The sequence below is a fragment of the Kitasatospora sp. NPDC036755 genome (genome assembly GCF_040636595.1).
Classification (GTDB): domain Bacteria; phylum Actinomycetota; class Actinomycetes; order Streptomycetales; family Streptomycetaceae; genus Kitasatospora.
Genome location: NZ_JBEZUT010000001.1, coordinates 85009 through 105433, shown reverse-complemented (window position 1 = coordinate 105433; position 20425 = coordinate 85009). Strand labels below are relative to the sequence as shown.

General features: G+C 70.0%; 30 protein-coding genes. 2 read left to right on the top strand and 28 right to left on the bottom strand.

Translation table 11 applies throughout. The features are described from left to right. The coding region (locus AB0E96_RS00610) for a hypothetical protein (RefSeq protein WP_359816878.1) at nt 1–183 on the bottom strand (183 nt) is incomplete at its 3' end. Nucleotides 184–255: 72 nt separating this feature from the next. Here AB0E96_RS00610 and AB0E96_RS00605 point away from each other — a divergent pair. Both AB0E96_RS00605 and AB0E96_RS00600 read left to right on the top strand, forming a co-directional pair. Next, nucleotides 256–609: a beta/gamma crystallin domain-containing protein gene (locus AB0E96_RS00605; protein ID WP_359816876.1), complete on the top strand. Its 354-nt coding sequence runs from the start codon at nt 256–258 to the stop codon at nt 607–609. A 161-nt stretch (nt 610–770) separates the two neighbouring features. After that, complete coding sequence (locus AB0E96_RS00600) at nt 771–2426, top strand: M60 family metallopeptidase (protein WP_359816874.1); 1656 nt, start codon at nt 771–773, stop codon at nt 2424–2426. Nucleotides 2427–3329: 903 nt separating this feature from the next. On the opposite strand, the gene AB0E96_RS00595 is transcribed toward AB0E96_RS00600, so the two are convergent. The 27 genes from AB0E96_RS00595 to AB0E96_RS00465 form a co-directional block, all read right to left on the bottom strand. After that, nucleotides 3330–3683: a hypothetical protein gene (locus AB0E96_RS00595; RefSeq protein WP_359816872.1), complete on the bottom strand. Its 354-nt coding sequence runs from the start codon at nt 3681–3683 to the stop codon at nt 3330–3332. A gap of 345 nt (nt 3684–4028) precedes the next feature. Continuing rightward, nucleotides 4029–4925: a DUF6349 family protein gene (locus AB0E96_RS00590; RefSeq protein WP_359816870.1), complete on the bottom strand. Its 897-nt coding sequence runs from the start codon at nt 4923–4925 to the stop codon at nt 4029–4031. Between the two features lie 27 nt (nt 4926–4952). Further along, nucleotides 4953–5549 (bottom strand): hypothetical protein, encoded by a 597-nt coding sequence (locus tag AB0E96_RS00585; protein ID WP_359816868.1) that lies wholly within the window; start codon nt 5547–5549, stop codon nt 4953–4955. A gap of 54 nt (nt 5550–5603) precedes the next feature. Continuing rightward, on the bottom strand, nt 5604–6038 hold the full coding sequence (locus tag AB0E96_RS00580) for a hypothetical protein (RefSeq protein WP_359816866.1): 435 nt from the start codon (nt 6036–6038) through the stop codon (nt 5604–5606). A 15-nt stretch (nt 6039–6053) separates the two neighbouring features. Further along, a complete protein-coding gene (locus tag AB0E96_RS00575; protein ID WP_359816864.1) occupies nt 6054–6908 on the bottom strand; it encodes a hypothetical protein in 855 nt (284 codons plus the stop codon). A 59-nt stretch (nt 6909–6967) separates the two neighbouring features. Next, entirely contained in the window at nt 6968–7693 is a 726-nt protein-coding gene (locus tag AB0E96_RS00570; protein WP_359816862.1) for a hypothetical protein, read from the bottom strand. A 202-nt stretch (nt 7694–7895) separates the two neighbouring features. Then, entirely contained in the window at nt 7896–9011 is a 1116-nt protein-coding gene (locus tag AB0E96_RS00565; RefSeq protein WP_359816860.1) for an N-6 DNA methylase, read from the bottom strand. Nucleotides 9012–9249: 238 nt separating this feature from the next. Further along, nucleotides 9250–9609: a hypothetical protein gene (locus AB0E96_RS00560; protein WP_359816859.1), complete on the bottom strand. Its 360-nt coding sequence runs from the start codon at nt 9607–9609 to the stop codon at nt 9250–9252. 151 nt (nt 9610–9760) lie between these two features. Next, nucleotides 9761–10123: a hypothetical protein gene (locus tag AB0E96_RS00555; RefSeq protein WP_359816858.1), complete on the bottom strand. Its 363-nt coding sequence runs from the start codon at nt 10121–10123 to the stop codon at nt 9761–9763. After that, a complete protein-coding gene (locus tag AB0E96_RS00550; protein WP_359816856.1) occupies nt 10120–10779 on the bottom strand; it encodes a hypothetical protein in 660 nt (219 codons plus the stop codon). The genes AB0E96_RS00555 and AB0E96_RS00550 overlap by 4 nt, the downstream gene beginning before the upstream one ends. A 26-nt stretch (nt 10780–10805) precedes the next feature. Next, entirely contained in the window at nt 10806–11147 is a 342-nt protein-coding gene (locus AB0E96_RS00545) for a hypothetical protein (RefSeq protein WP_359816854.1), read from the bottom strand. A gap of 75 nt (nt 11148–11222) precedes the next feature. After that, nucleotides 11223–11579, bottom strand: a complete 357-nt coding sequence (locus tag AB0E96_RS00540; protein WP_359816852.1) for a hypothetical protein — start codon at nt 11577–11579, stop codon at nt 11223–11225. Between the two features lie 56 nt (nt 11580–11635). After that, nucleotides 11636–11914, bottom strand: coding sequence for a hypothetical protein (locus tag AB0E96_RS00535; protein ID WP_359816850.1), 279 nt, complete (start codon nt 11912–11914; stop codon nt 11636–11638). 128 nt (nt 11915–12042) lie between these two features. Then, the gene (locus AB0E96_RS00530) at nt 12043–13155 is read right to left on the bottom strand and encodes a SpoIIE family protein phosphatase (RefSeq protein ID WP_359816848.1); all 1113 of its coding nucleotides are present in this window, start codon (nt 13153–13155) and stop codon (nt 12043–12045) included. Nucleotides 13156–13182: 27 nt separating this feature from the next. Beyond that, complete coding sequence (locus tag AB0E96_RS00525; protein ID WP_359816846.1) at nt 13183–13323, bottom strand: hypothetical protein; 141 nt, start codon at nt 13321–13323, stop codon at nt 13183–13185. Between the two features lie 24 nt (nt 13324–13347). Next, nucleotides 13348–13833, bottom strand: coding sequence for a hypothetical protein (locus AB0E96_RS00520; protein WP_359816844.1), 486 nt, complete (start codon nt 13831–13833; stop codon nt 13348–13350). Beyond that, nucleotides 13830–14273 (bottom strand): hypothetical protein, encoded by a 444-nt coding sequence (locus tag AB0E96_RS00515; protein WP_359816842.1) that lies wholly within the window; start codon nt 14271–14273, stop codon nt 13830–13832. The genes AB0E96_RS00520 and AB0E96_RS00515 overlap by 4 nt, the downstream gene beginning before the upstream one ends. 56 nt (nt 14274–14329) lie before the next feature. Further along, on the bottom strand, nt 14330–14635 hold the full coding sequence (locus AB0E96_RS00510) for a hypothetical protein (RefSeq protein WP_359816840.1): 306 nt from the start codon (nt 14633–14635) through the stop codon (nt 14330–14332). Between the two features lie 82 nt (nt 14636–14717). Beyond that, nucleotides 14718–15020, bottom strand: a complete 303-nt coding sequence (locus AB0E96_RS00505; RefSeq protein ID WP_359816838.1) for a hypothetical protein — start codon at nt 15018–15020, stop codon at nt 14718–14720. A gap of 101 nt (nt 15021–15121) precedes the next feature. After that, entirely contained in the window at nt 15122–16099 is a 978-nt protein-coding gene (locus AB0E96_RS00500; RefSeq protein ID WP_359816837.1) for a hypothetical protein, read from the bottom strand. A gap of 12 nt (nt 16100–16111) precedes the next feature. After that, nucleotides 16112–16438: a hypothetical protein gene (locus AB0E96_RS00495; protein ID WP_359816835.1), complete on the bottom strand. Its 327-nt coding sequence runs from the start codon at nt 16436–16438 to the stop codon at nt 16112–16114. A 48-nt stretch (nt 16439–16486) separates the two neighbouring features. Further along, nucleotides 16487–16822, bottom strand: a complete 336-nt coding sequence (locus AB0E96_RS00490) for a hypothetical protein (RefSeq protein WP_359816834.1) — start codon at nt 16820–16822, stop codon at nt 16487–16489. Nucleotides 16823–16902: 80 nt separating this feature from the next. Then, nucleotides 16903–17253, bottom strand: a complete 351-nt coding sequence (locus AB0E96_RS00485) for a hypothetical protein (RefSeq protein WP_359816832.1) — start codon at nt 17251–17253, stop codon at nt 16903–16905. Nucleotides 17254–17347: 94 nt separating this feature from the next. Beyond that, entirely contained in the window at nt 17348–17968 is a 621-nt protein-coding gene (locus AB0E96_RS00480; protein WP_359816831.1) for a hypothetical protein, read from the bottom strand. 225 nt (nt 17969–18193) lie between these two features. Further along, nucleotides 18194–18640: a hypothetical protein gene (locus tag AB0E96_RS00475; protein ID WP_359816830.1), complete on the bottom strand. Its 447-nt coding sequence runs from the start codon at nt 18638–18640 to the stop codon at nt 18194–18196. 73 nt (nt 18641–18713) lie between these two features. After that, nucleotides 18714–18935, bottom strand: a complete 222-nt coding sequence (locus AB0E96_RS00470; protein WP_359816829.1) for a hypothetical protein — start codon at nt 18933–18935, stop codon at nt 18714–18716. Further along, nucleotides 18932–20419, bottom strand: coding sequence for a DNA cytosine methyltransferase (locus AB0E96_RS00465; RefSeq protein WP_359816828.1), 1488 nt, complete (start codon nt 20417–20419; stop codon nt 18932–18934). Before AB0E96_RS00465 ends, AB0E96_RS00470 begins: the two co-directional genes overlap by 4 nt. Nucleotides 20420–20425 lie beyond the last annotated feature (6 nt).

Here is a 20425-nt window from a genome sequence, read left to right as displayed (position 1 = left end):
CTCCACTTCGATGGCCTTGAGGTAGTAGTTCTCCCCGCCACGAGCCACCTGACCGCCCCGCCCCACCGGCACCACGGGGCCCGCCCGGCACGCAACGCCCGACCGGATGTGTCCGATAACCGGTCGGTGCGCGACGGGCGCGATTGACCGCGTCCACCGGCCGCCCAGATGCTGGTCGAGCACGATGCAACCGGGAATTCCCTTGTCAGTGCGTTCCCGATTCACCATTCGATTCGATTTCTCCGAGGAGAACCCGTGATCTCGAAGACGAAGAAGATCGTGAGTTCCGTGACCGCCGCGTTCGCCGCGGCGGCCGTCCTGACCGTGGCCGTCCCGTCCGGCAACGCCTTCGCCATCGACCACGTCGAGTGCCGGGGCGGCGAGAACTTCCTGAAGATCTGGTCTCACAGCGACGGCCGCCAGAGCGTGGACTGCTACGCGAATGCCGGCCGGACCTCCTTCGGCAACTGGTGGGTCGACCGGATCTCCACCGGGAACAACGACCTGATCTACTACGACGCCAACGGGGACTCGGTCAGGATCCCGCGCTGGACCGACATCACGTACCCGAACCGCCCGCCGTTGGTCAAGGACATCGAAATCCTCTGACACGCCGCCGGAAACGTCCGTGACGTGAATTCGGCGGGACGGGCCCCGGCGGAGCTCCACCCGCCCGGGGCCCGTCCCGGCCGGCCGCGAGCGCGGGTGCGGGGCGGCCGGGACCGCCGTAGCGTGGGGCTTGGCGGCCGATCCCTGAAAGGGGGTGCGCCATGGCCAAGGCCCAGATGCGCATCCAGCCGAACTACGCCGGCCATGTGATCTACCCCGGCCAAACCCTCTTCTACGTCCCGGAGTTCCACAACGACGGACCGGGAACGGCGGACAGCGTCACCTTGGAGAACAAGGTATCGGCCGGACTGACCATCACGGAGGTCTACGGCGGGCCGTGCGGCAGGAACGATTCCGGAGAGGTCGCGTGCGGCTGGGGAAAAACGGGGAAGGGGGAATTCGGCTGGACGAAGATCTCGGTCAGACTGAATCCCGGCCATCCGGTCGACACGACGGTCTCCAGCACCCTGAAGCTCGTCTCCCGGGTGGGCGGAAAAGTGTCCAGCACGGCGACGCACACCTACACCTGGGCCGTACGGGCGGCGCCCGTCTATCACCAGACCGAGAAGTCCGCCTATCCGCAGCCGCGGTCACTGGACATATCCGCCCTGCCCTCGGCCGAGTCCGAACGCGGGCGGCTGGCACAGCGGTCCCTGTGGGCGGATTTCCAGCCGACCGGCTTCTACCTGAATCCGCACGAGGACCTCACGGTCACCGTTTCCGGGCTTTCCGGAACAACCGTCGAACCGGAAATCGTCATCGGGACGCCGGACTTGATCAACCCCGACAAGGACTACGACGACGACGTCACGCCCGGCCCCTTCCGGCAGAAACTGGCCGAGGGAGCCAACCGGGTCTCGAACCTCTACGGGGGAATCCTGTACGTCCGCTACGCGGCGGATCCGGGCCAGGAGGCTCCCGCGATCACGGTGACGCTGGGCGAAGGGGCCGAGCCGTTCCCCTTCTACCGGCAGGGGATCACCACGGCCGCGCAGTGGCGGCACATGCTCGACGTGTCGAAGGTGCCGGTGGCCGAGCACTCCGGTGACCGCGTCATCCTCACCGGGCTCGTCTCCCACGCCGCGCGGTACGCCGACCGGGACCAGGAGGCGCTGCTGACGGGGTACCAGGACATCGTCGACGCCCAGGACGCGATCAGCGGCCTGGGCGCGGGAGCCCTTCCGGACCGGCCCAGCCCGCTGCGGCCGATGGTCGTGATCACCCGCACGGAGACCGATCCGAACTCCAAGGACTACCGGGCGGCCATTCCGGCCGGGGACGCGGCGAACGTCTACGCGCCGGAGAGGCAGTGCCAGGCGTGGGGCGAGTGGCACGAGCTCGGACACCAGCGGCAGCAGACCGACCACTGGAGCTGGGGGGCCATGACGGAGACCACCGTCAACGTCTACACCCTCGCGGCACGTCGGCTCTTCCCCTCCGGGCTGCCGCAGAAGCACGGCACCCCCGCCGAGTGGGACGACGCCAAGAAGTACCTCGCGGGCACGGGGAAGACGTTCGAGGACGCCGACGAGTTCGTGCGGCTCGCCATGTTCGAGCAGCTGCGGGTCGTCTTCGGCGACGGCTTCTACCACCGCCTCCACCGGATGGCGAGGAGGCGGGAGCGGATCAAGGGCGACGCGGAGAAGAAGAGGTACTTCATGATCTCCGCCTGCGTCGCCTCCGGCACGGATCTCGGCGACTACTTCACGCGGTGGGGCCTGCGGCCGGACACTGCGACGAAAGACGGCATCGCCGCACTCGAACTGCCCGGGCCCGCCACGGATCCGACGGCGACACCGGTCTTCGGCGGATCCTGATCCGGCGGCCGGTCCCCAACCGGGGTGAACTCCGGCGCGCCACAGCCGGTCCGGCGGGCGGGTGCCCTACAGTCTCGGTGGCGGGGCGGACGTCCTCCCCCGCTCAGGGGCGTACGCCCGCCGGCCCGAGGTCGGCCTTGAGGGTGGGGCGGGTGGGACTCGAACCCACGACCAAGGGATTATGAGACCCATTAGCAGTTTGGTCGGTCTTCACTGACCTTCACTGCCTTTACCTGTTTTCCCAGGTCAGAGGCCGTTTGGGGCCTGGGGTCGTCTTCGGCCTTCACCGGTTTTCACTGGCCTTCGCCGCCGCGCATTCCCCACAGGTTCCTCAATCGTCCCGTTCGGAGCGCACCAGCGTCGGCGGGTGGACGGCTGACCTGCAGCAACTCCATCGCGGGAAACCGCCCCCAAGGGAGAGCCTTACCGCGACAGAGCACTTCCGCTCCGCCTATCCGACGACACGCGAAAATCTCGTCAGATGTTCGGTTCCGCGAGAGTATCCCACCAGATATCCACTCGGAAAGCATCGCGGGCAACACGAAGTCCGCCACCCAGCGTGACTGCCGTTCAGGGTCATCTTCATGAAGGTCGGTACAGCAGCAGGCTCGTTCGAATCCGCGAGCCCTGGGCAATTGGTGCCGTCTTGAGGTCACAGTCGCGCTGCTCGAGTTGCGTGCCACCGAGTCGGCCGAAGTACTCGGCAAGGGGTGCCCGGATTCCCTTCTTCACCCAAGGGATCCCATTGTTGGACACATCACACGATCGGCCAGGAAACCGGTTTGACATAGGCGAAGTCTCAAGCCTGACAATCACTTGAGGACAGCCAGCGTCGCCGGTTCCGAGGCCGATCCGATGGTGCGCGGTGCGCTCACAGGCATGAGGCACCTCACAGTTGGGCAATCACCCTTCGTGCCAGGTGTTGATGCCACCCTCGCCGTTGACGACAAAGTGACCATCCGGGCAGTAGGCGTAGGAACCTCTCCGGTCTCCAGCCCAGCGAGCAGGCCCATAGTAGTAGCCGTCGTCGCAGTGCACCCAGGCCTGATACCACCAGTCCGGGCCGTTGCCGTCGCACCATCCGCCAGCGAAGTTCTGGCCGATCACGTAGCTGCAGTCACCCAGCCACCCCAACGGTGCCGGGCCGCCGATGCCCGCTTGGGGCTGTACGGCAACAGCGGGACTGCCCGACAGGACAAGGGCTGAGAACGAGGCGACAGCAGCAGCCGCGACGACCCGGGTGAGCCTGAGGCGCATGGCGCTCCTTCAGTAGATGTGAAATGAACGAGAGGAAATCCCGTTCCATTGGCAAGCCTCTGACGCCTGAACCTCGGACGCACGCGAAGAGAGCCGTTCGAGCGCATAGAACACTTTGTGACCACCCGTGCATCTATCGTCGGCAAGGATTTGCCCCAGCACTTCTCCTTCCAGGCACAGCGCCGGGGAAGGTGATCCTCGCAGTGCAGTGGTTGATCGTTGCGCTGCCGAGGCGGTAGAGGCTGGCGGCCAGGTCGTTGGCGGTGGCGAGGACAGCGGGCCAGTGACGGTATCCACTCCGACTGCGGCAAACTCGGGGCCCCGCTGCCGGTCACCGTGGCCCATTCAAAGCAGGGTGTGCTGTTCGTAGCGGGTATCGGGCTTCTCAGGCTGGTGGACCTTGACGAGGTAGCCGCCGCCGGGGGCTCTGCCGGCTTCGTGTCGGTCGTTGGCGGTGGTGGTGAAAACCTTGTAGGGGCCGCCATTGTCGAGCCAGCCGGGCGGGTAGATGGCTTCGCGGTGGGCGCGGAGCTGGGGTCCGCTCTTCCTGGTGGCGCCTTGGGGTAGGGCGGGCAGGTCTCGCCAGCCGGGGTGGGCGTGGTCGAGGGCGTCTTCGATCGCGTCGTTGTGGCGAGGGCGGATGGGCCCTTCCCAGGTGCAGGAGAGGCAGGCGCCGCGGCGTTGGAGTTCGTGGTGGACCCAGCGGTCGAGGCGGGTGGCTGTGTGGTGGTTGGTCGGGGTGGCGGGTCGGTTGCCGCGGAATCCGGGGGCTGCGTAGCCGAGCTGCCAAGTGCTCCGGCGGGTGTTGCGGGGGATGGTGGCGGGGAGTGCGAGGTGGGCGTTGTGGCGGTTGATGGCGCCGACGGCGGTGTGTGCGGCGGTCCAGGCGGTGATGGCCTGGACGCAGGCGGCGCTGTCTGTGGCGAGGCTGCGGTCGCGGGTGCCTTCGTAGATGGCTTGGGAGGCGGCGTCGTCGTCGGGGTCGACGTGGGTGGCGCTCCAGCCCCAGTGGTCGGCGGGTGCGTGGGTGATCGTGAAGGTGATGTTCTCGGTGACCTGGATGCTGGAGCGGTCGGGTAGGTCAACGGCGATCGTGCGTCCACCGCTCAGGTCGGGGACGGTGGGTGCGTGGCCGGCGGTGGTGAGGGCGTGCCAGAGGAGTTGCCCGGCGGTGGCGGGGTGGTCGGTGTTGGGGTTGAACGGTGCTGCGAGTCGTCGACGGAGGTCGTCAAGGTTGCGCATGGCGGTGGGTCGCCTCTTCGGGTGGTCTCAGGAGGTCGGGAGCTGCTGATCGGGATGTGTGGGCTGGGGCGATGTTGGTGGGGTTGGCGGGGTGAAGAGGCGGTGTTGGTCGGCGATGGGGGTGCAGCCGGCTGGGCAGGGGAGGTACTTCCAGGGGCGGCCGTTGGGGTAGCGGTGCTGTTCGTGGTGGCGGTCGGGGTCGCCGGGGGTGCAGCGGACGGGTAGTTGGCCGCGTGAGCCGCAGTGCGGGCAGAGGTGGAGGGGGTCGGTGTTGTCGGTGGTGGTGGGGTGGGGGTAGGGGCGGGCGGAGTGGTCGACGGGGTGGCCGGTGGAGGGGTTGAAGAGGAAGTAGGACGATCGGGGGTGAACGGGGATGGACCACCAGCGGTGGGTGGGGTCGCTGGTGAGGATGTGGCGGCTGTTGTGGATGGTGCGGCCGTTGTCGTGGGTGTGGGTCCAGCGGACGTAGGCCCAGCCGTTGCCGTAGTGGCGGTGGTGTATGCGGGTGGCGTTGCGGGCGTGCGCTTCGGGTATGGCGGGCGCTGCTTGTTCGAGCTCGCGGCGGGTCGGGGCGATGATGACGGGGACGAGGTCGAGGGGCAGGTCGGTGAGGTCGATCTCCACGGTGGTGTTCTCCGGGTGGGGCCGGGCAGGTGGTATGCCTGCCCGGCTGGGCGGTCAGGTGCTGGGGTTCGGCGTGTCGTGGTGGATGAGGTGGCCTTGGCTGTCGCCGATGAGGGCGGCGAGGTGGGTGTCGTCGGGGCCCCCGGTCCAGGCGATGTTCCGCTGGATGTTGTCGGTGGTCGTGATGGTGAAGTCGGTGTCGGGGAACAGCTCGGTGAGCTTCTTGGCGAGGTCGGTGTCGGGGATTTGGGCGCGGTAGGTACCGGGGGCTCCGGTACAGCCGACGTGCCGTCGGTCGTGTCCTCGACTGGCGCGCAGGTGGCTGTAGAAGAGGTGGCCGGTCCAGGTGCAGCCGGTTCGGCCGCAGCGCATGGGCCAGTGGACGTCGCTGCCGGGGTAGGCGCCGAGCGGGACCAGTTCGAGTTCTTCGAGGCGGGCGAGGGCCTTTCGTGCGGAGGCGGCGTTGCGTCGGGTGGTGAGGTTGAGCATCGGCGGGTCCTTGGGTCAGGCGGCGGGCTGGTGGGTGGGGATGCCTTGGCGGAGGCGGGCGTCTTCGGTGAACAGGCGCAGGATCGTTTCGTCGCCGACGGGTGCGGTGTTGCGGGTGTGGGTGCGGTCGGTCCAGGTGCCGTTGGCGCGTTCCCAGATGACCTTGTCGTGGACGACGTGGTCGCCGTCGGTGAAGGCGGCAGGCACCTTGGGGTAGGGGATTCTGGGGAGGGTGTCGGGGTCGATGTGGCGGTGGGCGATGACGGGGACGATGGTGCTGCCGCTGTGGGAGAGGGTGTTGGGGAACTTCCACCAGGTGTCGGGCAGGCTGGTCATGGGGCCGCGGGTGGGTGGGGTGACGGTGCGGGCGGTGCGCCGGTATTCGCCTCGGCCGAGGTGGCGGATGTTGGTGATGACGGACTCGTGGCCGGTGGCGGTGTGCACGATGACGTCGCCTCGGCGCAGTAGGCGGGTGGGGAGGTTCATGACGCCGTAGTCGCCGATTCGGCGTTCGGGGTGTCGGGCGGCCGGGCTGTGGGGCCAGTTGGTGACGTAGGCGGCGAGGGTTTCGACCAGTTCGGTGATGGCCTTGGTGTGGTTGCTGCGGCGGTCGAGTCTGCGGTCGACGAGGCTGATCTGCTCCTGGGGGAGGGCGTTGTTCGGGTCGCCGAGGTAGTGGATGGCGTGCAGGCCGCCGATCTTGGCGGCGTCGCGGTCGACGGTGGCGTGGTTGTCGGTGCTCCAGATGAAGGTGCCGTCGGGGAGGTCGACGGCGACCCAGGACACGCCGGCTGAGGCGTGGCTGCCGCAGGTGGTGGTGATGCCGTGCTGGTTGAGGCCGATGGTGATCAGGTCGCGCAGGGTGTTCATGGGTGTTCCTTGCTGACCGTGGGAGGCGGGCTACCTCCCACGGGCGGGCTGGGTGCGGGTCAGGCGGTGGTCTTGGTGGTGCGGCGACGGGTGGTGGGCTTGGGTGGGGCGTCCGTCGGGGTGGCGGTCTTGGCCGTCGCCTTGCGGGTGCGGGTGGGTGTGGTGCTGGTGGGCTTCGTGGTGTTCTTGCGGGCCCGGGTCGGCTTGTCGGCCGGGGTTGCCGGGGTTCGGGGGGTGCTGGCTGCGCGCTTGCGCGGGGTTTTGGTCTTCGGCTTGGGGGTGTCGGTCGGGTTCGGGGTGGCGGGCTGCTTGGGCTCGTCGGCGGGGACGGGGTCGGGGCTCGGGGTGGTGGCCGGGTCTGCGGCGTCGGCCGGAGGCGGGGTCGCCGGCTGGTCGCTGGTCTCGGTGTCCCAGGGGCGGTGGCCGACGTAGAGCGGCTTGTTGTCGAAGGCGGGCAGCAGGTTGTGCAGGAGCGTGGCGTGGATGAGTTCGGCCGGGTCGCCGTCGAGACCGTGGAGGTGCATCACGGTGTGGTAGCTGCTGCCGGGCGGGAGGGTGCCGCTGTGGCTGGGGTGGGACTTCTTGGGGCGGACGTCGGGGGTGGTGATCCAGAGCTGGAGGGTCACGCCGTCGAGTCGGGCGCGGGCGCTGATGGTGCGGCCGTCGGGGTTGGTGAGGTGCTGGACGGGGGGGTCGTCGTGGGGTCGGGGGCTCGGGGTGTAGCCGTCGAGGCGCGTTGCGAGGTTCTGGAAGACGGTGGCGAGGGTGGTGGAGGTGAGCAGCATTGCGTGGTCCCTTCGCGGGTGGGGTGAACCCAACCCGCAGTGTTTAAATTTTATACTCACTTAAGGTGGAGTTGACGGCTTTTCGATCGGCCCATCTGGGTTGGAGTCGAGGGAATCAACCTCGATAGAGGCCTCGACCCCTTTCCTTCATGTTTAAATTTTATACTCATTCATAGCGGGTGTCCACTCCTCTCCCCCGCGGTCAGGCCGCCTTGTCCGCCGTGACCCCGGCGAGCATCGCCTCGGCCCTGCCGACGGCGGCGATCATCGTCGCGCCGCCCAGCAGGGCGTCACGGTGCCTGAAGATCGCGGTCTTCTCCTCCAGGGCGAGACCCTCGGTGTCGGCCTCGGCGAGCACGTCCCCGCACCAGACGGTGGCGTTCGGGCCGAGCCCCCAGAGGATCACGTTGACGGCCGCGCCGGCTGCGGCGATCGGGTCGATGTCGTTCAGGTGCCAGCGGCAGGCGGCCGGGTCGATCCGGTGCTCGCGCAGGATCTGGGCGGCGGCGCGGGTCATCCCGCCGGTCCCCCCGGCGGGATCGCAGAAGCCGTAGCCGGGCTTGACGTCGGAGCAGTCGCCGAGCTGCATGCGGGCCATGAGCTCGCAGATCTCCGGAGGGGTGTGGTACTCCCCCAGTCCTTCCCTGGCCCCCTTGCTGCGCAGCGTGGTGACCATCCAGGACATCAAGTCGCACTCGGCGAGGTCGTAGGGGTCGCTGGAGCCGGTGACGGTGAGCAGGCCGTGGGTGATCGCGGCGTGGGCGACGGCCTTCACGCAGGCGAGCTCGTGCTTGCTCAGGGCCTCTTCCGTCCAGGTGGCGATCGGTGCGGCCCGGTGCACGAGGTCCGGGCGGCGCATCCACCAGTAGGCCAAGCACTCGCGGATCAGCCGGACGAGGTCATCGGCGTCGAGGCCGAGCATCCAGTCGGCCTGCTTCAGGGCGTCCGGCCCCTTGAGCGGCCACAGGGCGAGGGCTGCGACCACGCCGACGGGTATCTCCATCCGGCTGCCGCCGTGGTGGCTGTGCCAGGCGTCGGCGGCGGCCTCGGCGATGCGCTGCGCCGCCTGGTGCGCCCGGATTCCGGACGGCACCGGGAAGGTGCGGAGCTTGGGCTTGGACGGTGGTGCTGGCGGGGCGACTGCCAGGCCGGGGATGGCGGCGGCTTCCGCGTGCAGGGCGGCCAGCTTGGCGAGGTCGGTTCGCCGGTCGGTGTCGGGTACGGCGGCGAGGTGCCGCCGGGGCGTGACGGCGCGTGCGGCGGGACCGGGCTCGTCCTCGGCCGCGGCGAACAGGTCGAGCTGCTGAGACCGCTTCATGTTGGTTTGTCCTCTATATCTGGGCATGGAAAGGCCCGGCCGGTGGACTGCGACCGGCCGGGCCGCGTGATCGTGCTGTGGAGGGGTTCAGTCGGCGGGCTTGTGCCGTGCCGGCGCCGAGGGGTGCCGATCCGGGTGCCTCAGTCGGTGGATCGGCCGGGCATCGGTGACCTCTGCGCCGGATCGCGGGCCGGCGGGTTCCCCGCGGTGGCGCGCTGCCGGGGCTGGGCGCTGGCGCTCACCACGTCGTTCCGCCCGTGGCGGTGCCCTCGGACTCCAGTGCCTGGAGCCGCAGGGCATGTTGTTCGGCGGTGATGAGACCGGCGTGGAGCTGGACGTCGGCCAGGCGCCGGATGGCCGGCTCGGCGGCTGCGCGGGCGGCGGCGATTCGCTCCTCGTCTCCGCTGAGCAGGGCGAGCCTCCACATGGAGTGGCGGGCGACGGCCATCGCGGCCACGTCCTTCAGGGACAGGCGGACGGCCGGCTCCAGGGCGGGGGGCGTGCGGTCGTTGTCGTTGTCGGTGTGGGCGGGGGACGCGGGGCGGGGCTGATGGCGGCCGTGGTCGCGGCCGGAGGCCTGAGAGGGGTGGTCGGTCATTCGGTTTCGTCCTCGGTGGGCTGGAGGGTCGGGCCGTCCGCCAGGGGGGCAGGGGAGTTCCGCGGCGTGCCCGTCGGCGGTGTCGAACGGGCACGCCGGCACGGCCCGGCCGGTGGGCTTCGACCGGCCGGGCCGCATGCTGGGCGGGGCGTCAGCCGGTGGGCTTGCGCTGTCCGCCGTCGGCGAGGTGCTGTGCCTGGGCCCGCGGGCAGGCGGCGGGCTGGCTCGGAGCGGGCCCGGACAGGGCGTTGTTCAGGGCGTGGAGGAGGTGGGCTGCGGCGCACCCGTACTGGCTGGACAGGTTCAGCGCCGTGTAGGTGAAGACGGTCGCGACGGCTTCGGGGACGAGCCGGTCCCAGTACTGTTCCTCGGTCAGGTCCGACTCGCCCTGCGGCCGGTGCTCGTAGCCGCTGGTGAGGATGATGGCCAGAGTGTCACGGGCGGCGCGTTCGATCTGTGGGTCAAGGCACAGCCGGATGGTCTCCGCGCGCAGGGCCTTCTCGATGGTGGTCATCGCGGGTTGTACTTCCCTTCGGTGGCTTCGGCGTCGACCAGGACGTGGCCGGCGATGTCCTGTCCGTGGTCCAGGAGGTCGTCGAGGACGGCCAGGGCCCGGGCGTGGGCCGCCAGCAGGGAGCGGGCGGGCAGGACGAAGTAGGTGTGTCCGGCGAGGCCTAGGTTGTTGGCTTCGCGTCGGCTGGGTACTCCCTTGCGGATCTGCTCGATCTCCGTGTCGCTGTTGAGGACGACGGTCCACTTCGGCGCGTCCGGCAGGTGGGCGAAGGTCCCGCACTCTTCGCAGCCCTGGCGGGGGCGGTGGTAGTCGTGGACGAGCTTGGCGAGGTGGTCCGCGACGGCGTCCGGGGCCCCGCCGGTGTCCTGAACGGTCTGTGCCCAGGCGTGGTTTCGAGGCTCGCTGGGTGAGCCGGAGTCGGCGACGTGCAGGTGCAGGCGCGGTTCGGCGGGGTTGAATCGGACCTCGGTGCGGACGACGGCGTGCCCGTTGAGGTAGCCGTGAATCTTGGTTCGGCCGGTCAGGGCATCGCGGTTGACGACGACGTCGAGGCGGGAGGGCTCGTCTCGCAGTTCTCCCTGTGCGGCTCCCAGGCCGGCAAGGGAGGCCGCGGTGTCGGCCAGGGCGCTGGCGACGGTGGATTCGGACTTGGTCATGGTGTGCTCCGTCGGCGCGGCGGTGGTCAGCGGTGGAGGTGGCTGGTGCCTGCGAGCGCGGCTCCGACGAGGTCGGCCATGTGGTCGACCTCGCGGAGGTCTCCGTCGTGGTGCAGGGCCGCGTGGAAGAGGTCGCAGTAGTGGAAGTGGCCGACGGTGTCGTGGAACTCGGTGAGCTTGAGGCTGAGCAGGCCGTCGGGGCGGCGGGCCCAGGCGACGGTGGTGGCCTGCTGGACCAGCGTTTCTGCGGCTATGGCGAGTTCGGGGCTGGCCTCGTGGCCGACGATCATTGACACCACCCTGGGCAGGTGCTGCTCGGGAACGAGGTCCAACGTGTCGGCGAGGATGCTGGTGACGATGGTGTGCATGGTCGTTGTGCCCTTTCGTGGCTGGTGAGAGTCGGCGGTTGGGCCCGGCCGCCGCGGGGCGGCCGGGCATGCGGGTCAGGAGTTGAGCTGCGGGTCGTCGACCAGGGCGACGGCGATTCCCGAGGCGACTTCGGCGATGCGGTCGGCGTCGGCGTCCAGCGCGAGGCAGTGCCGGTACAGGTCGGCGTAGTAGCGGTTCCAGACGAGCTCGTGGAACTGGGTGAAGGTCAGGTCCCGGAAGGCGTCGGGCCGGACGGCCCAGCCGATGGTGATCGAGTGCTCGACCATGGTGAAGGCGTTGTTGGCGCTCCGGAGGCTGAAGGAGTCGGCCGAGGTGATGGCGTCGAGGATGGCGGCTTCGTGGTGCTCGGGGCCCCGCACCGTGACGGTGCCGAGGTAGCCCACGGAGTCGATGCTTCCGAGGAGGGTCATGGTGTTCTCCGATCGATGGTTGGCCCGGGGCCGCTGCCCCGGGCCGGGTGGGTCGGTCAGGCGGTGAGGTAGTCGAGGACGGTGAGGGAGAAGTCCCGCGGGAGGGCGCCTGGGCCGGCGTCGCGGCTGGTGGCGTAGTTCTCGGCGAGGGCGAGGGTGTCGAGGACGGCGTCCTCGCGGTCGGGGCGGGTCAGGAGTCGGGCGACCGCGTCGAGGGCGAGGGCGGCGGCGGAGAGGGTGAGGCGGTGGATGTCCTGCTCGGCGCGGGCGGCGCGGGAGCGGGCGAGGCTGGCGTAGTGGCGGGCTTCTTCGGCGGCGGCGGTGAGCGCGTTCATGGTGGTTCCCTCCCTGGCGGGTGGGGGCCTCCCCCCTCCCTTTATGTTTAAATTCTATACTCATTCAGGGTGGGGGTCCACTCCACCGGGAAGCTCTCAAAGGGTGGACGATTTCACATTTACGCAGGTCAGAGCTTCGGGAAGGCCGCCACGAGCGTCGTGGCGTTGTCGGCCCGATCCCCATCGCTACTCATACGCGCTGCGGCAACGGCCTGCTCCACCGCGTCCGCGACCAGGTCCCCGGCGGTCGACTTGGCGAGGAAGTGGTCGAGGGTCACGTAGGAGTACCGGTCGATGGCCGCCCCCGTGGCGCCGCTCTTCTCCAGCGGGTGGTAGGCGCCGTCCGTGCACAGCACCAGCGCGTCGACGAGGTCCCGGTGCACGGTCCGCTCCTCGATGTCCCCGTAGCCGACCTCCGCCAGCAGCCGGTTGTGATCCCACCGGCCCACCGGCATGCCGAGGCTCCGCTTCACGGCAGCCATGTTGTGGTCCTCGGTCACCAACTCGCTGCGCCCCGACGGGCTGAGCACCCAGACCCGGGAGTCGCCCGCCCACGCGATGCGCACCTCGTCCCAGTCGGGATGCCACGTCGCCAGCGCCGCCGTGGAGGTGGTCCCGTCCGCGACCCCGGATCGCCGGTACCAGTCCGGCAGTTCGGCCCGCACCCGCCGGATCGCGTCGCCCGGGGAGCCCAGCTCCGAGGCGACGTACGCCAGCCGCGGGGCGGCGTACCGGGCGAACGCGGCCGTCTCATCGGTGTCCCCGACGCCGTCGCAGACCACGAACGCCCACACCCCGCTGCTCCGGTCACGGTGCACGGCGAGAGCGTCGCACTGCTTGTCCCGCTGACCCCGCAGCTGCGCCCCGCCGATCGAGGGGCCTACGGGGCGCACCCACAGCGTGGAGCTCGCGGCCTCGGACAGGCGGTCGACGTCGGTCCGGGCCAGGTCCGCGTAGGTGCCGTCGGGGCGCCGGCGGCCGGTGACGAGCACCGGACCGCGGAAGAACGGGGCTCGTCCTCCGCCGGCGATCCCGGACCACATCTGCTGGCCGTACCGGTTGGCCTCCTCCTCGGCCTCCCGGTGTCGGCAGTGCACGGTGTAGCGGCCGATCGGCAGCGAGGAGTAGTCCGCGCCGAGGTTCCGGACGAGGGTCTCCCACTGGCCGGTGGGCTCCGGCGGGTTGGGGATCTCGTCCTGCTCGCCGTCGGGGTCGACGGCGAACGCGAAGGTGCTGGGCATGGTTGAAGTCTCCTTGGTCGGGTGGGCTCAGAGCCCGTTGGTGGCCCACTCGTGGGCGTATACGCAGTCCTCGCAGCACAGGTCGTCGAAGATCAGGCCGACGAGGCCTCCGGGTTCGACGATGAATGTGCAGTGGGCGCAGGTGATGTACTCCTGGGTGGCCTGCACAGGGTCGGGCCCTTTCCAAGGGCGCTACCAGCGGGTGCGGCGCTCGCGTTCCGGCCGCTGCTCCGGGTGTGTGCGCCAGTGGCTGTCGTAGACCTGACGCCACGGGCGGGTGAGGGTCACGACCGCTTGGGAGTCGGCGAGCAGCGCCATTCCGGCGAGGCCTTCGACGACGGTGCGGGCCAGGTCCTCCCGGGCCCTCCCTGGCGTGATCGTGTAGGCGGTGCCGTACGGGCCGGGATTCTCCCGCCAGGCGATCCAGTCGTGTGCCGGGCACTCCAGCAGCCACATCGCGCGGATCTCGACCGCACCGAGGAGGTCCTGCTCTTCGGTCCAGCCGGGCAGCGTCCGCAGGTCGGCCGGGCAGCCGTCCTCCCCGAGGTGCGGGATACAGTCCCGGGCGTCGGATACGTACCAGCAGGCATCCCGTGCGGCGTCCCAGGGATCCGAGCCCGCTTCGGCGGCCCAGCGTTCGGCGTCGAGGGAGATGTGCAGGTCGATGCGGATCTTCACGGCCCTACCGGGGTTCGGAGGCCGCTCCGCACCCCGGCCAGCAGCTGTTCGATGCCGTGGACCTGCCTGTCCGTGAGGTTGGTGAACTGCCCGTCGGTACCGAGAGGGCCCAGGAAGAGGACCGGGCCGTACAGGAAGTGCCGCAAGGGTTCGTCGCCGAGCAGATCCAGGACGAGGCTCGCGGGCAGGTTCGCCGGCAGGGTGTCGTCCTTCGTGACGGCGACGGAGAGGATGGGCGTTCCGTGCGGGCAGGTCCCGGTGTAGCCGGTGTAGTCGGCTTCGCCTCCGAGGTGCTGCGAGGCCGCGGCGTGCCGGCCTCCGGGGTCGGTCGGCAGATGCAGCGGGGTGGCTTCACCGGCCGGGGTGACGAGTATGGCGTTGGCCGGGGCTTCGGGGAGCTCGCGCGGCTTGTGGGTGAGCGGTCCGTTGCTTGTGGGCATGTTGGTGTTCCTTCGGGGTTTCGGGTTCGGGCCGGGCCTTGGGCTCTGGTCCTGCTTCAGCAGGTGGCCGCGGGCGGGTACTCGCCCGGTGCGGGCTCGGTGTGGGTGTCGTAGAGCCGGCGGACCCGGTTGGCCGCGTCCGTGCCGCTCTGGGCGAGTACGCCGTAGGACTCGTAGCCGGCTTCGAGCAGGGCCTCGGTCAGGTGGTTGCTGGTGCTGGCGCACAGGGGTTCGGGCATGATCCGGGTGATGCTCATCGTGGGGCCGTGGACGTGGATGGCGACGCGCCATCCGGTGGGCTGCTGCACGGCGGCCGGTGCCGGGGCGATGAGGGCGGCGGCGATCAGGGTACGCAGGAGCACGGTGGGGCTTCTTCGGGGTTCGGTGACGGGGTGTCGGGGCCGGGGGCCGCCGGCGAGGCGGCCCCCCCCCGGAGGACGGGGGTCAGGCCGCCGGCTTGTACCAGACGTCGATGACCTCGAAGAGGGCCTTCTTCGCATACCAGGTGATGTCGGCGGCATCGTGGACGGTGCCGGTCAGGGTGTCGAGCGCGGCCTTGCGGACGTCGAGCAGGGTGAAGTCCACTCGAGTCTCCCCCGGCCGCTGCCCCGGTCCGAAGCTGATCTTGACGGTGCGGTCGTCGTCCGGGTCGACGTCCACGTAGACCGCGCTGAGGACGGCGCGGGCCTGGATGCCCGGGTTGTGGATCAGTGTGGCGCTGGCCTCGGCGAGCTGGGTGTAGTTCATGCGCGTTTCCTCTCGGGTTCGGAGGGGGACCCCCTCGCTCATGTTTAAATTCTATACTCATTCAGAGTGGGTGTCCACATTTGGATTTATCAACTCTCCTGCTATGCCTGGTACTTCCATTCGAAGCGGTGGAGGTCGACCACCAGGACAGTGCCCTCCGCGCCCGGGGAGGTCGTGGCGCGGGCGAGCCGCCCGGCGGCGTCCTTCGGGTCTTCCCCGTACTCCAGGGACTCGTACAGGTGGCTCCGGTTGATCGTCGTGTGCAGGTTGACTCCGGGCGTGGCCAGCGCCAGCCAGCCGACGGCGCGCATCGAGACCTCCCGGTAGTCCAGCGGTCCCACGGAGCCCGTTCCGCGGTCCTCGCGGACGGGCGCCCCGAACATGTCGCCGGAAGTGCGCAGGCAGTAGGACGCGATGCCGCCGGACCAGGCCAGTTGGAGGAAGTCGTCCTGCGCGCGCCAGGTCGCGACGATGATGCCGGACAGCGAGCCGCCCCAGGAGTACGGCTCCGCGCGGACGGCGTCGAGTTGCCGCCGTAGGGCCTTGAGCGGGTCGCCCGCCCTCGCGGTTCGCGCCGCGAGGGCGGTGGCGTGCCGTCGGGCGTACCCCCCGGCGAGGCCTCCGGTGCCGGCGTCGCACAGGGCGACCGCGCGGCGGCCCGAGCCGGCGTCGTAGGCGATGCCGTGGCCGCTGAAGCCGTCGGGCCGGCCGCCGGGTACGGTGGCCACGCTCAGGTCCCATCGGCGGCGGCGCCTGGCCTTCGGCGCCGATCGGAGGATGTCCTTGATTACGTAGTCGAGGTCCCACGGGCGGTATGTCAGCTGCGTGCTGGTGTGCGGGTGGGGGGTGAACCATACGGGGCCGCGGAGCATGGGGGCGGTTCCGCCTCGGGCGATCTCGTTCCAGATGCACCTTGCGGCGTGGTTGACGGCCTGCTCGTGCGGTTGCGGGGCGGTGTGGGCGATGAGGGGGCCGAGGCGGACGGCGCGGGCTTGCGGCGGGATCGCCCAGCGGCGGTAGGTGCCGACGGCAGCCACGGTTCCGTCGGTTGCGACGCGGACGGCGAATCGGTCGTGCATGTGGTCTCCGGGTCAGTGGTCGAGGTGGTCGGCGAGGGAGTTGAGGAGGGCGGCGCCGGCTTCGGTGCCGTGCCGCGCGGTGTCGTCGTGGCAGGCGGCGGCGGCCAGGTGCAGGGCCGCGACGAGGATCGGGGCCGGCAGGCTTGCCACCCACTCGGGGTAGGGGACTTCGCCGCCGACGGATTCCCAGGCGCCGTGGGCGGCGCTCTCGGTGACGGCGGCGGCGTAGGTGGCGCCCAGTGGGGTGAGGCCGTGGTCCTGGACCAGCAGCGCGGCCAGGCGGCGGCGGTCGTCGACGGCGAGGAGGGCGGGGAGTGTGGGCTGCAGGGTGGTGGTCATGGTCTTCCTCGGCTCGGGCTGCCCCTGGTCGGGGCGGCCCTGGGGTGGTCAGTTGTGGTGGAGGCGGCGGTCGGTGGCGAGGTCGGCGAGGGTCAGACGTGCGATGCGCAGCTGGTGGGAGCCGGTCCACGGGTCCCGCAGGGCTTGGGCGGTGGTGTCGGCGAGGAGTTGCAGGAGGGCGGGGCTGGTGGTGCTCAGCCACTCGGGGAAGGTCTCGCCGGGTTCGCCGACCTGTCGCCAGGTGCCGGCCAGGGTGTCGGTGACGATGGCGGCGGCTTCGGCGGCCTCGGCGGGCGCGAGGTCGTGGTGGCGGCTGATCCAGTGGTGCAGTTGGCCGTGTGCCGTGAGGTCGTGAAGGTCCGGGGGTTCGACGGCGGTGGTCATGGGATCTTCCTGGAGTGGTGGACGGGGTGGCCGTGGGTGGGGTGCCGGCCGGGGCGGGGCCCCGGCCGGCAGGGGCCTGCCTACTTCCACTGGGCGGTGATCGCCGCGAACTCGGCCTTTCGCGTGCGGTGCTCGGCCGCGATGGCGTCGAGGCGCGCGATCTCCTCGCGATTGTCGGGGTGTTCCCAGTACAAGATCGTCGTGCTGCCCGGGTTGGGGTGGATCCTGGTGTACGCGTCCTCGGCGGCGTCACTGGTGGGGTGGCCGGTCGACAGGTACCAGAAGGAGTTGAGGTCGTACTCGACGTCCCACTCGTAGTCGTAGTCGTCGGGGTCGCCGCCGTACTCCCACGGGGCGGTGAACGTGTAGAAGCCGATGCTCCAGGAGCCGTCTTCTCGTTGCCAGGTGACGTTTTCGCGGTGCAGGCTCATCGGGGGTCCTCTCTCAAACCTTATGTTTATATTTTATACTCATTCGTTCATGGGGGTCCACTCCGCCAGCAAGAGTTTTGCCGTCAATTCCCCTCTACAGCACGGCAGTTGAATCGTTCGCTGTCGGCCGTTGCATCTGTGGCCACGCGACACCTGCGAGAGCGCGACGGTGCTGTTCGGGCAGGACGGCCACGGGGTGGCCGAGCCAGTCGCGGCCCATGTGCGCGAGGACGGCGGCGTCCGCCTTGTCGTACCGTCCTGGGCCTTCGCACTCCAGGCCGTACCGTTCGGCCACGCGGTCGCGGACCATGCCCTTCGCCACCCGCGCGCGCACCTGCTTGGGGTGGTCCTTGGCCGGGTTGGCGACCCCGCACGCGTAGATCTTCAACGACGCCGGCGGGACCTGGGCGTAGGGGATCCCGCCCTCCCACAGCATCTGGGTCACCATCCACCACAGCCCGCCGAGCTCATGGTGCCCGGCCTGCGCACCGTGCCCGTAGGCCGCCCCTTCGAGGACGACGAGGTCCGCGCGCCGGACCCGATCAGCGATCTCCCGCTTGTGCCAGTCCAGTCGGGGGTGGCCGCGCAGGTTCCTGGGCCGCAGGGCGTCGGCCCAGTCGACGCCGGCGATGCCGGTGGAGGTGAGGGACAGGTCGAGGCCGATGACCAAAGGGATGGGCCCCGTGGGTGTGCTCGCGACGCTGGTGGTGTTCATTCGGGTTCGTGCTTCCTTGCTGGTGGCTGGTGGGCCGCGACCGGTCCCATCCCGGGCGGCGGTGGTACTGCTGGAGGCGGTGCGGGCCGGGTCCGGCCGCGGCGTGGGCGGGCTCCGGCCGCACGCCCTCAGCGGTCGCCGGTCGCCGTCAGCCCCTCCCGTTCGGGCTGGTGCGGCTGTTCGACCATCGCCAGGGGATCGGGGATGGGAGGATCGCGGCACAGGTCAGGCCGCGATCGCGAGGATCATCTGGTCCTGCCCCGGTTCGGTCTCCGGCTCGGCCTGCGGCGGAGAGTCGACGGCTGCCTGGCAGGGCTCGCACGGCTGCTCCCCGACGACGTAGTGCCGCTCGTGGCCGTCCCTGGTGCCGCAGATGTCGCGGGGCTTACCGGGCAGGGGCAGGTCGAGGTCGTCGACGCCGTCGACGGTGCCGATGACTTCACCGCCGAGCCAAAGGCGGCCGCCGGCGACGCCGTCGAACTTGCTGGGGTGCGGGCGGGTCTGGCGGATGCACATGGCCCGGTAGGGGCAGGGCACGCAGTCGGCCATCGCCGGTGCGCACTTCTCGATCAGGTCGCCCTTGTTCGCCCAGCCGCCTTCGGCGGGGCTGAAGCGGAGGTCGCGGTAGCACGCGGGGGTGAACCGGTCGGTGTCGGGCAAGGCGATGAACACGGGTTTGGTGGTCCTTGTCGGTGGGTGCCCTGTCCGGCTGCCCCGGAAGGGGGCGGGGCGGCCGGACAGGAGTTCAGGGGCGGTCGGCGGGGCGCCGGTGGAGGCGCAGCAGGGTGAGACGGCGGCTCGGGTCGTGGCACACGCAGGTGATGTAGTCGTCCAGGAGCGGGTTGCCGTCCCAGCCGCCGGCGCCTTCGCAGTGGCGGCATTCCGGGTCGGGGGCCTGTGCGAGGACGACGGCTCGGCGCGGCGACGGGTCCAGGCGAAGGCGCCACCGCGGCCGGGGGCCGGTCACAGGACTTCCAGCAGCTGGCGGCCGATCCAGTGGGCGACGTTGCAGGACACCGCGTTGCCCGCTTGCATGGTCTGTTCGGCGCCGGTGCCCAGGACGATGTAGTCGTCGGGGAACCGCTGCCCGGCCAGTTGCTCCTTGGGCTTCAACATCCTGAACCAGCAGTCCTCGATGCTCTCCGCGGTGACGACGACCGCCGCCGAGTCCCGGGTGGACAGGGTGTGGAGCGGGTAGCCGGCGTGCTTGGCGGTGGCCTTGCGGTACGGGACGACCAGGGTGTTGCGGTCGCGGGGGTCGACGCGGCCTCCCGGCATGACGAGGCCATGGTGGTTGCCCTGCGCGCTGACCGTGGAGATCGGGGCGTGCACCGAGGAGGTGGAGGCGTTGTTGCGGAACTCCACGATGTACGGGGCGGTGAGGAGGGCTTCGGACTCGCGGGTGGTGCGGGTCCGTAGCGGCTGCTCCGCCGGATACGGTTCGGTGTTCCAGCTGCCGCCGACCGGCACGATCAGCGCCTCGCCCTGCTTGGTGCTGCGGGTCGGCATCGGCCGCTCCGTGACCGCATAGGCCCGGTCTCCACCGTCCTTGCCGTGGGTGAGGGTGATCGAGTACGGCTCGTACGGGTACTTCGCGCGTCCGGCTTCGATGCGCTGCATCGTGGTGTCGGCGAGCTTCCTGCTCCGGGAGCCGATGCGCTGGCCGAGGTCGGTCCAGTCGATGGCCGCGCTGGCCGGACGCACCCACGGTTCGACGAGGGAGTGGCGGCAGCGCGTGTTGGGGCAGCGGTAGTCGTACTGCTTGCCGTACTTGCCGATCGTGATCTTCGGGTCTCGCCAGGTCTGGACGGCGTTGACCTGCTCGGCGCACTCGAAGCACCACGCCGCCGGGGACGGGGTGAGGTTGGGCTTGCGCATGCCGCGGCGGGTGAACGTGATGAAAATACGATCGCGCCACTGGGGGGCCCGCAGGTTGTGGGCGTCTCCGATGTGCGCCGAACTCACGGACGTGATCTGGTAGTTGTAGCCGAGCGCCTTCATCGCGGCTATCCATGCCGTGAACAGGACCCAGTCGGTCGCGAATTCGAGGACGTTCTCCACGACGATGGCCCGGTATCGGTGGACCTCGGCGGCCCGCACGACGCACCACGCCGTGACCCGGGTCTTCTCGAACGCGGCGTCGGGCAGGACTTTGAACTCGTCGTCGCCGTCGAGGAGGTCGAGCTGCGGGGTCTCTCGGCGGCGGCCTCCGGCGGGGCTGATCTCGGTGCAGATCACCGACGCCCACAGCACGTCGGTTCGGGGCAGGTAGCGCATCGGCATGCCGGAGACGTCGACGCACAGGTGGTCGGCCCGGCTGTGGTTGGCGGCGTGCGTCTCCAGCGCAAGGGCCCAGTGGTTCACGCCGAGCCGGAGTTCGAGTCCCGACTCGACAAGGCCTGTCGAGGAGCCGCCGGCGCCGCACAAGAAGTCGGTGAAGGTGATGGACACGGGGGC

Bases quoted from the DNA above. Each gene is read 5' to 3' on its own strand.
- AB0E96_RS00600 (WP_359816874.1), top strand. From the start codon at position 771: ATGGCCAAGGCCCAGATGCGCATCCAGCCGAACTACGCCGGCCATGTG.
- AB0E96_RS00595 (WP_359816872.1), bottom strand. From the start codon at position 3,683: ATGCGCCTCAGGCTCACCCGGGTCGTCGCGGCTGCTGCTGTCGCCTCG.
- AB0E96_RS00590 (WP_359816870.1), bottom strand. From the start codon at position 4,925: ATGCGCAACCTTGACGACCTCCGTCGACGACTCGCAGCACCGTTCAAC.
- AB0E96_RS00580 (WP_359816866.1), bottom strand. From the start codon at position 6,038: ATGCTCAACCTCACCACCCGACGCAACGCCGCCTCCGCACGAAAGGCC.
- AB0E96_RS00575 (WP_359816864.1), bottom strand. From the start codon at position 6,908: ATGAACACCCTGCGCGACCTGATCACCATCGGCCTCAACCAGCACGGC.
- AB0E96_RS00570 (WP_359816862.1), bottom strand. From the start codon at position 7,693: ATGCTGCTCACCTCCACCACCCTCGCCACCGTCTTCCAGAACCTCGCA.
- AB0E96_RS00565 (WP_359816860.1), bottom strand. From the start codon at position 9,011: ATGAAGCGGTCTCAGCAGCTCGACCTGTTCGCCGCGGCCGAGGACGAG.
- AB0E96_RS00560 (WP_359816859.1), bottom strand. From the start codon at position 9,609: ATGACCGACCACCCCTCTCAGGCCTCCGGCCGCGACCACGGCCGCCAT.
- AB0E96_RS00555 (WP_359816858.1), bottom strand. From the start codon at position 10,123: ATGACCACCATCGAGAAGGCCCTGCGCGCGGAGACCATCCGGCTGTGC.
- AB0E96_RS00550 (WP_359816856.1), bottom strand. From the start codon at position 10,779: ATGACCAAGTCCGAATCCACCGTCGCCAGCGCCCTGGCCGACACCGCG.
- AB0E96_RS00545 (WP_359816854.1), bottom strand. From the start codon at position 11,147: ATGCACACCATCGTCACCAGCATCCTCGCCGACACGTTGGACCTCGTT.
- AB0E96_RS00540 (WP_359816852.1), bottom strand. From the start codon at position 11,579: ATGACCCTCCTCGGAAGCATCGACTCCGTGGGCTACCTCGGCACCGTC.
- AB0E96_RS00535 (WP_359816850.1), bottom strand. From the start codon at position 11,914: ATGAACGCGCTCACCGCCGCCGCCGAAGAAGCCCGCCACTACGCCAGC.
- AB0E96_RS00530 (WP_359816848.1), bottom strand. From the start codon at position 13,155: ATGCCCAGCACCTTCGCGTTCGCCGTCGACCCCGACGGCGAGCAGGAC.
- AB0E96_RS00515 (WP_359816842.1), bottom strand. From the start codon at position 14,273: ATGCCCACAAGCAACGGACCGCTCACCCACAAGCCGCGCGAGCTCCCC.
- AB0E96_RS00505 (WP_359816838.1), bottom strand. From the start codon at position 15,020: ATGAACTACACCCAGCTCGCCGAGGCCAGCGCCACACTGATCCACAAC.
- AB0E96_RS00500 (WP_359816837.1), bottom strand. From the start codon at position 16,099: ATGCACGACCGATTCGCCGTCCGCGTCGCAACCGACGGAACCGTGGCT.
- AB0E96_RS00495 (WP_359816835.1), bottom strand. From the start codon at position 16,438: ATGACCACCACCCTGCAGCCCACACTCCCCGCCCTCCTCGCCGTCGAC.
- AB0E96_RS00490 (WP_359816834.1), bottom strand. From the start codon at position 16,822: ATGACCACCGCCGTCGAACCCCCGGACCTTCACGACCTCACGGCACAC.
- AB0E96_RS00485 (WP_359816832.1), bottom strand. From the start codon at position 17,253: ATGAGCCTGCACCGCGAAAACGTCACCTGGCAACGAGAAGACGGCTCC.
- AB0E96_RS00480 (WP_359816831.1), bottom strand. From the start codon at position 17,968: ATGAACACCACCAGCGTCGCGAGCACACCCACGGGGCCCATCCCTTTG.